At 63.8% G+C, this 11957-nt stretch carries 11 protein-coding genes; 3 read left to right on the forward strand and 8 right to left on the reverse strand.

The window, feature by feature from the left end; genetic code table 11:
* Positions 1-6 precede the first annotated feature (6 nt).
* From P6U24_RS13825 to P6U24_RS13835, 3 genes are all read right to left on the reverse strand, one after another.
* A complete protein-coding gene (locus tag P6U24_RS13825; RefSeq protein ID WP_407159643.1) occupies positions 7-1329 on the reverse strand; it encodes an MFS transporter in 1323 nt (440 codons plus the stop codon).
* 65 nt (positions 1330-1394) lie between these two features.
* Positions 1395-2606, reverse strand: a complete 1212-nt coding sequence (locus P6U24_RS13830) for a cytochrome P450 (protein ID WP_407159644.1) — start codon at positions 2604-2606, stop codon at positions 1395-1397.
* Between the two features lie 55 nt (positions 2607-2661).
* Positions 2662-2868 carry a ferredoxin gene (locus P6U24_RS13835; protein ID WP_407159645.1) on the reverse strand — a complete coding sequence of 69 codons (207 nt, stop codon included), beginning with the start codon at positions 2866-2868 and terminating at the stop codon, positions 2662-2664.
* A 158-nt stretch (positions 2869-3026) separates the two neighbouring features.
* On the opposite strand from P6U24_RS13835, the gene P6U24_RS13840 reads away from it, so the two are divergent.
* The gene (locus P6U24_RS13840) at positions 3027-3647 is read left to right on the forward strand and encodes a TetR/AcrR family transcriptional regulator (RefSeq protein ID WP_407159646.1); all 621 of its coding nucleotides are present in this window, start codon (positions 3027-3029) and stop codon (positions 3645-3647) included.
* Between the two features lie 132 nt (positions 3648-3779).
* Here P6U24_RS13840 and P6U24_RS13845 read toward each other — a convergent pair whose 3' ends face one another.
* On the reverse strand, positions 3780-5201 hold the full coding sequence (locus P6U24_RS13845) for an amidase (protein ID WP_407159647.1): 1422 nt from the start codon (positions 5199-5201) through the stop codon (positions 3780-3782).
* A 103-nt stretch (positions 5202-5304) separates the two neighbouring features.
* Positions 5305-6081 carry an SDR family oxidoreductase gene (locus P6U24_RS13850; RefSeq protein WP_407159648.1) on the reverse strand — a complete coding sequence of 259 codons (777 nt, stop codon included), beginning with the start codon at positions 6079-6081 and terminating at the stop codon, positions 5305-5307.
* 164 nt (positions 6082-6245) lie between these two features.
* Between P6U24_RS13850 and P6U24_RS13855 the strand changes: the two genes are divergently transcribed.
* A complete protein-coding gene (locus P6U24_RS13855; RefSeq protein ID WP_407159649.1) occupies positions 6246-7322 on the forward strand; it encodes a tartrate dehydrogenase in 1077 nt (358 codons plus the stop codon).
* Positions 7323-7609: 287 nt separating this feature from the next.
* Here the strand turns inward: P6U24_RS13855 and P6U24_RS13860 are convergent, their stop codons facing one another.
* From P6U24_RS13860 to P6U24_RS13870, 3 genes are all read right to left on the reverse strand, one after another.
* The gene (locus P6U24_RS13860; protein WP_407159650.1) at positions 7610-8521 is read right to left on the reverse strand and encodes an NAD(P)-dependent oxidoreductase; all 912 of its coding nucleotides are present in this window, start codon (positions 8519-8521) and stop codon (positions 7610-7612) included.
* A 222-nt stretch (positions 8522-8743) separates the two neighbouring features.
* Positions 8744-9994, reverse strand: a complete 1251-nt coding sequence (locus P6U24_RS13865; protein WP_407159651.1) for a Zn-dependent hydrolase — start codon at positions 9992-9994, stop codon at positions 8744-8746.
* Complete coding sequence (locus P6U24_RS13870; protein WP_407159652.1) at positions 9991-10950, reverse strand: LysR family transcriptional regulator; 960 nt, start codon at positions 10948-10950, stop codon at positions 9991-9993. The genes P6U24_RS13865 and P6U24_RS13870 overlap by 4 nt, the downstream gene beginning before the upstream one ends.
* A 117-nt stretch (positions 10951-11067) precedes the next feature.
* Here P6U24_RS13870 and P6U24_RS13875 point away from each other — a divergent pair, with 117 nt between their 5' ends.
* Positions 11068-11886, forward strand: a complete 819-nt coding sequence (locus P6U24_RS13875; RefSeq protein ID WP_407159653.1) for a putative hydro-lyase — start codon at positions 11068-11070, stop codon at positions 11884-11886.
* Positions 11887-11957 lie beyond the last annotated feature (71 nt).

The following is an 11957-nucleotide window of genomic DNA, read 5'->3' on the forward strand; positions in this document are numbered from 1 at the left end:
TCTCCATCACTGGTGGCGATGCATCGCCGATGCGTGCTTGGTATCGCGCATGGTCGCGTAGATCAGCAGCGACAGGAAAATCATGCCCGACAGATAGTAATAGAACCAGCTCTCGTGGCCCATCGTCTTGAAGTATAGGGCGATCGCCGGCGCCGTGCCGCCGAAGATCGAGACCGTCAGCGCATAGGGCACGCCGACGCCGAGCGCACGGACGTTGGTCGGGAACAGCTCTGCCTTCACCACCGCGTTGATGGAGGTGTAGCCGGCGACGAAGATCCAGGCCGCGCAGATCAGCAGGAAGGCAATGAAGGGCGACTTGGTGTCCTTGAGCAGCGTCAGGATCGGAATCGTCGCCAGCGTGCCGGCCACCCCGAAGAAGATCAGCAGCGGCTTGCGGCCGATCCGGTCGGACAGCGCGCCGTAGAGCGGCTGCAGGATGGTCGCGAACACCAGCGAGCCGAAGATCACCGTGGTGGTCTGGTCCGCGGTCAGGCCGACCGACTGGTTGACGAAGGTCTGCATGTAGGTGGTGAAGGTATAGAACGCCGCGGTGCCGCCGGCGGTCAGGCCGATCACGAGCAAAAGCTCGCGCGGATATTTCAGGAGCTCGAGGATCGAGCCGGTCGGCTTGACGACCTTCTTGGCTTCCTCGAACGCTTCGGTCTCGTGCAGGCCGCGCCGCATGACGGCGGTGAAGATCGCAAGCAGCGCGCCGATCACGAACGGGATGCGCCAGCCCCAGGCCTTCAGTTCCTCCGGCGTCAGGAACACCTTCTGCAGCAGCAGCAGTACGATGATCGCGGTGAGCTGGCCGCCGATCAGCGTGACATATTGGAAGCTGGAATAGAAGCCGCGGTGCTTGGCATCGGCGACCTCGCTGAGATAGGTGGCGCTGGCGCCATATTCGCCGCCAAGGCTGAGGCCTTCGATCACGCGGGCCAGTGCCAGGATCGCGGGCGCCGCAAACCCGATCGTGGCATAGGTCGGCGTCACCGCAATGATCAGCGAGCCGAAGCACATGCATAGCACCGAGACCGTCAGCGACAGCTTGCGGCCGAAATGGTCGGCGAGGTAGCCGAACAGCCAGCCGCCCAAGGGGCGCATCAGGAAGGTGGCCGCGAACAGCACGGCGGCGTTGAGCTGCTGCACGACCGGATCGGAGGCCGGGAAGAACGCAGGCGCGAAATACAGCGCGAAGGCCGTGTAGGCGTAGAAGTCGTACCACTCGACCAGGTTGCCGGCGGAGCCGATCAGGATGGCCTTGATGCGGCGCTCGACGTCGACAAAGGTCGTAGCAGATTCAGCAGGCCTCAGCGCCTGGTCGGTCATGTCTGGTCTCCGAAAGGGACGTTTCCAAATTCCCTTCTACGGCAGGAGACCGAATTGTCAAAACCTCAGAACAGCATCGGCAGTTGCCGCGGTCCGCGCACCGTTCCCTGTGACCAGGTTACCTCACCCTCCGGATCGAGCCGGAACTCGGGAATTCGCTTCAGCCATTCCTCGATCGCGACCGTCATCTCCATCCGCGCGAGATTCGAGCCGACGCAACGATGGATGCCGAGTCCGAATGCCGCGTGGCGGTTTTCCTTGCGGTCGAGCACGACCTTGTGGGCATCCGGGAATACTGCCGGATCGCGGTTGGCCGTCGGGAACGACAGCAGCACCATGTTGCCCGGCTTGACCGGGCAGCCGCTGACCATTGTCTCTTTCACCACCTCGCGCGCCATCGTCACCGGCGAATAGGCCCTTAGCAGCTCCTCGATCGCGATCGGCATCAAGCCGGGCTCGGCGACCAGGCGCCTGCGATCGTCAGGTGTTGTCGCCAGGTGCCAGAGCGAGGCGCCGATCGCGCTCCAGGTGGTGTCGATGCCGGCAATCAGCAGCAGCCGGAGCGAGCCCGTGACGTGCGAATCCTCCAATGGCGCGCCGTTCGGCAGCTTCGCGTTCATCAGATAGGAGATCAGGTCGTCGGTCGGTTCGGTCTTGCGTTTCTCGATCTCTGCGGAGAAGTAATCCGTCATCTCCTCGACAGCCTGCAGCAGGGCGTTTTCGTTCTTGATGCCGAGCTCGAGAATGGCATGGATCCATTTGATAAAGAGATCGCCGTCCTTCTCGGGAATGCCCAGCATATGCGCGATGGTGCGCACCGGGACGTGCTTGGTATAGCGCGCGGCCGCATCGCATCGTCCCTCATCGATGAATTCGTCGATCAGCTCGTTGCAGATGGCGCGCATGCGCGGCTCGAGCTTGGCGACCGCATCCGGCGTGAACGGTGGCAGCAACAGTTGCTTGGCCGGCTTGTGCACGGGCGGATCGGAGGTGATCGGCGGGGCGGCGTTGTTCTTGATTTCCGGCCGCTCGTCGCGAACCAGCACACGGCGCGAGGAGAAGTGCTCGGTATCGTTGGCGATCGCGCGCACGGCCTCATAAGTTGTCGGCATGTAGCAGCCGAGGAAGCGATTGGTGTGGACCACCGGGCTCGCCTTGCGCATCTCGTCCCAGATCGGGAACGGATTTGCCGTCCATTTCGGATCGGTGTGGTCGAAATCGTTGATCCAGTCGGTGACCGGCGGATGCTGGGGCAGGGGGCTGGCGTCTTCGGACATTGGCGGCTTCCTCGAACTGGTGTCGCGTGGGCTCAACCGATGGCGAACGGTCGCGCTATTCCTCGGTGACTTCGATTGCGAATTCCGGGCAGTTGGCGCGTGCCAGATAGGCCTTGTCCTCGAGGCCGGGCGGCACCACACCTTCGCCGCTCTCATGCGCATTGCCATAGGCATCGAGCTCGAACAGCTCGCTCGCCAATGCCTTGCAGCGGGCGTGCCCCTGGCATTTGTCGGGATCGACGTGGATCTTGAGCTGCGGCATGGATCAAAAATCCCTCACGGCCAGCCGAACGGCAGGCGCCTGGATCGCGTTTCCCAAAAATCAACTCGTTGCAGCGCGGCGTGCCGGCTGTAAGTTATATGATATTACATTGCGCGTAACTGGTATTGTCAAGCCGGAAAGATCACACCTCGGATCACATGTCGCACCCAGCCCGCAAGCCACGTCGTTCCTATCATCATGGTGATCTTCGCGACGCGTTGATCCAGGCCGCGCTCGCCGAGGCTGAGCAGGGCGGCCCGGAGGCGATCAGCATCAAGGCCCTGGCGAAGACGCTCGGCGTGTCGCAGCCTGCGCCTTATCGGCATTTCGCCGACCGCGAGGGGCTGCTCGTCGCAGTCACGGCGGAAGCGTTCCGGCAGTTCAACACGATCTTGCGAGAGGCGCTGGCCAAGCCGTCTAAGCGATCGAAGCTGTCGCGGCTGGCGCAGGCGGCGCTGGTGTTCGGGCTGGAGCGCAGCGGCATCTATCGGCTGATGTTTGCTTCCCAGACCATGGCCTGCGCGGATAAGGACAGCGAGCTGCATGTTGCGGCGCAGGAGACGTTTGCGCTGGTGCTCGATGCGCTGGAGGGGCCGCGCGACCTCTTGCGCGAACGGCATGCGCTGCAGATCTGGGCCTCGCTGCACGGCGTCGTCATGCTGGCCCAGCAGGGCCTGCTCACGGGCAAGAGCATCAATGTCACCCGCGAAGAGCTGGTCGAGGATATGGTCGCGCAGACGCTGCTGAGCTTGCAGAACGCGAAGGACGCGAGGTTATAATGTGCACGTCCGCCTCGTCATTGCGAGGAGCCGAAGGCGACGAAGCAATCCAGTCCTTCTCGTTGGACTGCGAAGAACTAGATTGCTTCGCTTCGCTCGCAATGACGGTATTGCGTACGGCGGGTGCCGAAGTCACCCCCTCGGTGGCCGCGGTTCGATCGGTCCGGTCGGCACGCCGAGGATCTCCTCCAGGACCTTGGCGCCCGCCAGTAACCGCGCTTCGGCGCGCGGCGGCGCCACGATCTGCAGGCCGACCGGCAGGCCCGATGCCGTGAAGCCGCAGGGCAGCGACAGTGCCGGCGTACAGGTCAGCGTGGTCGCATAGGCGATCGCCAGCCACTCGATGTAGTTGCCGAAGGTCTTGCCGTTGCATTCGGCGACATATCTGTTCTCGACCGGGAACGGCGCCACGATTGTCGCTGGCGACAGCAGCAGGTCGTAGGTCTTGAAGAACTGCAGCATGCGCTCGGTCATGGCGAGCCGCTGTGCCTGCGCTCGGGCAATCTGGTCGACGGAGAGCTTCAGGCCTTCCTCGATGTTCCAGATCACTTCGGGCTTGAGCAGGTCGCGCCTGGTGCGCAACAACTCGGTCTTCGACATGGCGAAGGACAGCGCGCGCAGCACGTGGAAGCATTCATGGGCCTCGCTGAGGTCCGGATGCGCCTCCTCGACGATGGCCCCGGCTTCCTCAAAGCGCTGCGCCGCCTTGCGCGTGATCGCGGCTATTTCAGGATCGACCGGCGTGATGCCGAAATCGGGCGAGTAGGCTACTCGCTTCGGCCCGGCGCCCGAGCGGGCTGCCGACAGGAACGAGGTGGCGGGCGCCGGCAGCGAGCGCGGATCGGCAGCGTAGTCGCCACTCATCGCATCCAGCAGCAGCGCAAGGTCGGCGACATTGCGCGCCATCGGGCCCTGCACGCTGGTGGTGTTATCGACGGCAAATTTCGGCGTGGCCGCGACACGGCCGACGCTGGGACGCAGACCGACGATGCCGCAGAAACTCGCCGGATTGCGCAAGGAGCCGCCGAGGTCCGAGCCATGAGCAAGCCAGGCGGTGCCGGTCGCAAGCGCCACGGCCGCGCCGCCCGAGGAGCCAGCTGCCGAGCGCGACGTGTCATAGGGGTTGCGGGTGGCACCGAACACTTCGTTAAAGGTATTGGCGCCGGCGCCGAATTCCGGCGTGTTGGATTTGGCGTAGATCACGCCGCCATTGGCCTCAAGATGCGTCACCAGAAGATCGGACTTGTCGGGAACCCGGTCCTTGTAGATCGGCGAGCCCTGGGTCGTGAGGACGCCGGCCACATCAGTGAGATCCTTGATCGGGACGGGCAGGCCGGCAAGCAGGCCGCGCTCGCTGGCCGGCTTTTGCATCAGCGCCTTGGCGTGGTCCCGGGCGCGCTCGAAGCATAGGGTCGGCAGCGCGTTGACCTCGTCGTCCACCGCCTCGATGCGTGCTTCCAGCGCATCGAGGAGATCGAGCGGCGTGACCTCGCCTGATTTCAGCTTGTCGACAACAGCGCAGGCGGTTTCACGCACCAGTCCAAGGTCAGCCAAGATACTCGTCTCCCGATCCAGATTGCTTTGCGGCCTTGTAGACCATTTTGCGGCGGCGCTGGAAAGCGCCGGGATCGGATGACCGCGTTGCCAAATCTGCGCATCAACCCCATCCCGCGCTGATGCCGCCATCGACCGTGTAGATGACGCCGGAGGTATAGCCGGCGCGGTCGGAGGCGAGGAACGCCATGAGGTCGCCGATCTCGCGCGGATGCGCGGGACGGCCGAGTGGCAGGCTTTTCTGAAACTCCATGTAGCGGCCTTCGTCGCCGAACTGATGCCTGGCACGGGTCTTGAGCAGCGTGACGTGTCGATCGGTGCCGACCGGGCCCGGATTGATCCCGACCACGCGGATGTTGTCGGCGAGGCTCTTGCCGCCGAGCGCGCGGGTGAAGGCCATCAGCGCCGCGTTGCCGGCGCTGCCGCAGATGTAATTGGCGTCCAACTTCTCGCCAGCAGCGCCGATGTCGTTGATGATGACGCCGTGGCCGCGCGCCTTCATTTGCGCATAGACCAGGCGCGTGAGGTTGATGTAGCCGAACACCTTCAGCTCCCAGGCGTGCCGCCATGTGGCCTCGTCGATCTTGTCGATCGAGCCGCCGGGAATGTCGCCCGCATTGTTGACGAGAATGTCGATCTCGGTGGCATCCTTTGCCAGCCGCGCGACATCGTCGGCCTTGCGCAGATCGACCACATGCGCGGTCGCGTCGATCTGGTGCTGCGTGCGCAGCCGCTCGGCCAGCGCTGTCAGCGCCTCGCCGCTGCGCGCGGCCAGCAGAAGATGGCAGCCTTCCTCGGCGAAGGCTTCGGCCGCGGCTGCGCCGATGCCCTTCGAGGCGCCGGTGATGAGGACGCGTTTGCCGGAGAGATGCAGATCCATGGGAATGCTCACATGAAGAAGAGGGAGGGCCGCAAATAGTTAAGGCTGCCATGCGGCCGGTCAACACCGCATTGCAGCGTTGCGCTCGCGGCTGGTTTGGTCCATTGCAGAGCGATCAATGACGGCCGGCGCGAGATCCGGCCCAACGACCAAGGACCCTGTCGATGAGCGCAAAAAAAACCTATCGGATCGCAGTCATTCCCGGCGACGGCATTGGCAAAGAGGTCATGCCGGAAGGTTTGCGCGTCATCGAGACAGCCGCCAAGAAGCATGGCGTCGCGGTGCAGTTCGATCATTTCGACTTCTCGTCTTACGACTATTACGAGAAGCACGGCCAGATGATGCCGGACGATTGGAAGGAGCAGATCGGCAAGCACGATGCGATCTATTTCGGCGCGGTCGGCTGGCCGGCCAGGATTCCGGATCACGTCTCGCTGTGGGGCTCGTTGATCAAATTCCGCCGCGAGTTCGATCAGTATGTCAATCTGCGTCCCGTTCGCCTGATGCCCGGTGTGCCGTCGCCGCTGGCGAACCGCAAGCCCGGCGATATCGATTTCTGGGTGGTGCGCGAGAATACCGAGGGCGAATATTCGTCGGTGGGCGGCCGCATGTTCCCGGGCACGGATCGCGAATTCGTCACCCAGCAGACGGTGATGACGCGCACCGGCGTCGACCGTATCCTCAAGTTTGCTTTTGAGCTGGCGCAGTCCAGGCCGAAGAAGCACCTGACCTCGGCGACCAAGTCCAACGGCATCTCGATCACGATGCCCTATTGGGACGAGCGCGTCGAGGCGATGGCGAAGAACTATCCCGGCGTGACGTGGGACAAGTACCACATCGACATTCTCACTGCGAATTTCGTGTTGCATCCGGACTGGTTCGACGTCGTAGTCGGCTCGAACCTGTTCGGCGACATCCTGTCCGATCTTGGCCCGGCCTGCACCGGCACCATCGGCATCGCGCCGTCAGGCAATATCAATCCGGAACGCAATTTCCCTTCGGTGTTCGAGCCGGTGCACGGCTCGGCGCCCGACATCGCAGGGCAGGGCATCGCGAACCCGATCGGCATGATCTGGTCGGGCGCGATGATGCTGGAGCATCTTGGCGAGAAGACTGCGGCGCAGGCGATCGTCGGCGCGATCGAGCGCACGCTGGCCGAGCGCACTTTGCGCACCCGCGATCTCGGCGGCAATGCGGACACGACGGCTTGCGGCAAGGCGGTGGCAGAGATGGTGGAGTGAGCGGTCGCTACTCGTGCGGTGTCGCCCCTGCGAACGCAGGGGCCCATAACCACAGGGTCTTATTGTTGCGGAAGGTGGCTGCCAGATCGCGCGATCGATAGATCACGCGGTATGGGTCCCGGATCTGCGCTTCGCTTGTCCGGGACGACAGGAGAGAGCAAGCTACCCTACGCTATCCGAGAACTCTGGCCTCGTCATTGCGAGGAGCGCAGCGACGAAGCAATCCAGAGACCTTGCGTAGCTCTGGATTGCTTCGCTTCGCTTGCAATGACGAACGAGTGAGTCAATTAGCTCCGCGCCACGCGGCGGCAATGCTCCCAGGCCGCGAAGATCAAATTCTCGCTCGCCTCCGGGGTGCGAAACGCCGAGTGCGCCGACAGGGTCACGTTCGGAATTGTCGTCAGCACATGATCTCTGGGTAGCGGCTCCGTGTTGAAGACGTCGAGCCCAGCATGGCGGATGTGGCCGCTCTTCAGGGCCTCGATCATCGCCTCCTCGTCGACGATGGCGGCGCGCGCGGTGTTGACGAAGATCACGCCCGGTCGCATCTGCGCGATGCGCTCGCGGCCGATGAAGCCGCGGGTCTCGTCGTTGAGCAGAAGATGCAGCGAGACGACGTGGCTCTGCGCTAGCAGCGTATCGAGGTCGACGAACTCCACGCCCGGATGCGATTTCGGCGACCGGTTCCAGGCGATCACCTTCATGCCGCTGCCCGAGGCGATGCGCGCCACTTCCGCGGCGATGCCGCCGAAGCCGATCAGGCCGAGCGTCTTGCCGGTGAGCTGCATGCCGTCCTCGCGCAGCCAATTGCCGACGCGCATCTCGCGGTCCATCTGCGCGAGGGCGCGCGCAGCCGCCCACATCAGCGCGATGGCGGCTTCCGCGACTGCAGTGTCGCCATAGCCCTTGATCAGGTGCACCGAAATGCCGAGCTCGGCGAGTTCTTCGGGGTTCATGTAGCTGCGCGCGCCGGTGCCGAGGAACACCACATGCTTCAGCCCCTTGCATTGCCGCGCGACATCCGTCGGCAGCGCGGTGTGATCGACGATGCCGATCTCAGCGCCGCCCAGAATCGCCGGCCAGTCCTGCGGCCTGATGTTGGGGTCGAGGTTGACCTTGACCGCAATGTCGTCGGCCTTGCGCTGCCGCTCGAAAATCTCGGCCAGCGACTCGTTGGCGTCGATGAATACTCCGCGCACTGGGCGTTCTCCTATTGTGATTAATATTAAGCGGCGACAGCAACGACGGTGCGCTCCCTCCCCCCTTGCGGGGGAGGGTTGGGGGGACTCCAAGCGAGACCGTCATTGTGGACCCCCACCCCCGACCCTCCCCGCAAAGGGGGAGGGGAGCAGAGCGTGCCCGCGCTATCCATACTGGTGATTGATCTCTGATGACATGGTCGAGTTAGAGCGAGCCGTAGATCAAGACGCGACGCCGGCGAGCGCCAGCACGGTGTGCATCAACACGTTGGCGCCCGCGGCGCAGTCGACCTGCGTCGCGTCCTCCAGCTCGTTGTGGCTGATGCCGTCCTTGCACGGCACGAACACCATGGCGGCGGGCATGATGGTGTTGAGATTGCAGGCATCATGGCCGGCGCCGGAGGTGATGCGGCGATGCGAATAGCCCAGCGCCGACGCCGCGTTCTCGACCGCATCGACCAGCTTCGGATCGAAATGCGTCGGCGGCTTGCGCCAGACCAGATCCAGCGTGACCTCGACCTTGCGCTTGGCGGCGATCTCGGCCGCGGCGGCGCGCAGCTCGCGATCGATCGCGTCCATGATTGCAGCGTCCGAGCTGCGGCAATCCATCGTGAAGCCGATCTCGCCAGGGATGACGTTGCGGGAGGGATTCTTGATCACGGCCTCGCCCATGGTCGCCACCGCGTTCGGCCCGAGCTTGAGCGCGATCTTTTCCAAAGCGAGCGCGATCTCCGACAGCGTCAGCAGCGCGTCGCGCCGCAGCGGCATCGGTGTCGAGCCGGCATGGCTCTCGAAACCGATGATCTTGCCGTCATACCACAGCACGCCCTGGCCGGAATCGACCACGCCGATGGTCTTGCCTTCGGCCTCCAGGATCGGTCCCTGTTCGATATGCAGCTCGATGAAGCTGGAAAACTTCTGCGTGCCGACCTTGGTCGCGCCGCGATAGCCGATCGAATCCAGGGCCTCGGCAACGGTGACGCCATCGGCATCCTTGCGCGACAGGATGTCTTCGACGGTGAAGTCGCCGACGTAAGCGGCCGAGGCCATCATCGCCGGCGCGAAGCGCGAGCCTTCCTCATTGGTCCAGTTGGCGATGCAGATCGGCGCATCGGTCTCGATCCCTGCATCGTTGAGCGTGCGGATCACCTCCAGCGCGCCGAGCGTGCCCAGGATGCCGTCATACTTGCCGCCGGTCGGCTGGGTATCGAGATGCGAGCCGATCCCGACCGGGAGCTTCGACATGTCGCGCCCCTTGCGCAAGCCGAACATCGAGCCGAGCGCATCGACATGCACCTCGAGGCCGGCGTCCTCGCACGCCCGGCGAAACCAGTCGCGCACCTGCTTGTCTTCCTGGCTCAGGGTCAAGCGCCGCACGCCGCCCTTGGCCGTTGCGCCGAATTTTGCGGTCTCGTGAATGGCGCCCCAGAGACGGGCGGAATCGATCTGCAGATTGGAGATGGCTCGGCTCATGCTTTCACTTCCTCGTATCCGGCATCGTCTGCATGGCTTGCCGGCGGCGCGGCGTCAACCGACGCACTGGAATGGCCGGATGTCTGCGCGGTTCTGGCTGCGAGCTCAGCGACACGTTCGATTGCGACCATCTCCGGAGACGCCAGCCAACTCGCGCTGAAGGTCAGCGGCGGGATCGGCAGATTGGTCTTCAATTCCTGCAACCGGCCGCTCGCGAGCTCGTTCTCGACGATCGCGGCGGGAATGACCGCAACGCCCAGGCCCTCGATCGCCATGTGGATCACGGTGGCGAGCGAAGCGCTGGCATGCAGCCGGATCGGCGGCAGATCGGGACGGTTGAACAGCGCGCGCACACGCTCGTAAGGTTGAGTCTTACGCGGGAAAGTGATGATCGGAAATCTCGCGATCTGCTCCACGGTCACCGGCCCGCCGCCGAGCCCGAGCGTGGGGCTGGCGACGAAGCTGATCGGATAGTCGCACAGCACGCGGTTGCGCACGCTGGACGCCGAGGGCGGCCCGAGCGCGAAGGCGAGCTCGATCTCCTGCGCCAGCAGGCGCGCATGCAGGTTCGGCGTTACGTCGACCTCGATCTCCAGCGACAGATTGGGATAGAGGTCGTTGACGCGCTTGATCAGCCGCGGCAGCCAGGTGTGCACGATGGTCTCGGCGACCCCGAGCCGGAGCACACCTCGCATCGCCGAGCGATCGCCGACCTCCGCCATCATCTCGGTACGCAGCCCGATCAGCTTCTCGGCATAGACCAGCATTTGCCGCCCGCTCGGCGTCGGCGAGGCCATGCGATGATCGCGATTGAGCAGCTTCACGCCGAGCTCACGTTCGAGCTGTGCGATGCGCTGGGAGATGGCGGGCTGGGTGGTGTTGAGGCGCTGCGCCGCGCCGCGGAAGCTGCCGAGCTTCACAACCCAAAGGAACGTCTCGATCGATCTGAAATCCAATGTTGCCTCTCCCATCTGATCAATCGGATTTATCGATCCCGATTAAAAAGGAAGATTAGACTTTATAGCATGCCTGAGCTTGAGTAGGTTTGTCGAGATATTGGGCAGACGGGGCAAATGACTGTTTCGACGGCAGTGCAGCATAGCGGCAGCGATGTCGGGCTTCTTCCAAGTCTTCAGGCCCGCCTGGACTATCGCGCCGGGAAGGGTTGGAGCACCGCCGGCCTGGCCAACGGTTTTGTCCAGGGCAATCTCGCCATCCTGCCAGAGAAATATGCCGGTGCTTTCCACCGGTTCTGCCAGCTCAATCCGAAGCCGTGCCCGATCATCGGCATGTCGGACGCCGGCAGCCCCCATATCCCGGCGCTCGGCGCCGACCTCGACATCCGCACCGACGTGCCGCGTTACCGCGTCTGGCGCGACGGCGAGATCATGGAGGAGCCGACCCACCTGTTGTCGCATTGGCGCGACGATCTCGTGACCTTCGTGCTTGGCTGCTCGTTCTCGTTCGAGGAGGCGTTGATGGCCGACGGCCTGCCGATCCGCCACATCGAGCGCAAGGTGCGCGTGCCGATGTATCGCACCAATATCGCCTGCCAGCCGTCGGGACCATTTGCGGGACCGATGGTGGTGTCGATGCGCCCGTTCAAGCCGGCGCAGGCGATCCGCGCGGTGCAGATCACGACGCGCTTTCCGGCGGTGCACGGTGCACCGGTGCATCTTGGCCATCCGCATCTGATCGGCATCAAGGACATCAACAAGCCGGACTACGGAGATCCTGTCCCGGTTGAGGACGATGAGATCCCCGTGTTCTGGGCGTGCGGCGTCACGCCGCAGGCGGTGATTGCAGCGGCGAAGTTGCCGTTCGCGATCACGCACGCGCCGGGGTTGATGCTGGTGACGGATCTGAAGAACAAGGATCTTGCCGTGCTCTGATTTTATGAGCAGCCTCTGCCGCTTCTTGAGGCTTTACCCGCGACATCAACCGCTTCATCGATGTCCGCCGT

Origin of the sequence: Bradyrhizobium sp. STM 3557, from assembly GCF_045571465.1 — a bacterium.
Lineage (GTDB): Bacteria > Pseudomonadota > Alphaproteobacteria > Rhizobiales > Xanthobacteraceae > Bradyrhizobium.

Excerpts from the sequence above, each read along its gene's own strand:
- P6U24_RS13875 (WP_407159653.1), top strand. The coding sequence starts at position 11,068 with ATGACTGTTTCGACGGCAGTGCAGCATAGCGGCAGCGATGTCGGGCTT.
- P6U24_RS13855 (WP_407159649.1), top strand. The coding sequence starts at position 6,246 with ATGAGCGCAAAAAAAACCTATCGGATCGCAGTCATTCCCGGCGACGGC.
- P6U24_RS13865 (WP_407159651.1), bottom strand. The coding sequence starts at position 9,994 with ATGAGCCGAGCCATCTCCAATCTGCAGATCGATTCCGCCCGTCTCTGG.
- P6U24_RS13850 (WP_407159648.1), bottom strand. The coding sequence starts at position 6,081 with ATGGATCTGCATCTCTCCGGCAAACGCGTCCTCATCACCGGCGCCTCG.
- P6U24_RS13825 (WP_407159643.1), bottom strand. The coding sequence starts at position 1,329 with ATGACCGACCAGGCGCTGAGGCCTGCTGAATCTGCTACGACCTTTGTC.
- P6U24_RS13835 (WP_407159645.1), bottom strand. The coding sequence starts at position 2,868 with ATGCCGCAGCTCAAGATCCACGTCGATCCCGACAAATGCCAGGGGCAC.
- P6U24_RS13840 (WP_407159646.1), top strand. The coding sequence starts at position 3,027 with ATGTCGCACCCAGCCCGCAAGCCACGTCGTTCCTATCATCATGGTGAT.
- P6U24_RS13830 (WP_407159644.1), bottom strand. The coding sequence starts at position 2,606 with ATGTCCGAAGACGCCAGCCCCCTGCCCCAGCATCCGCCGGTCACCGAC.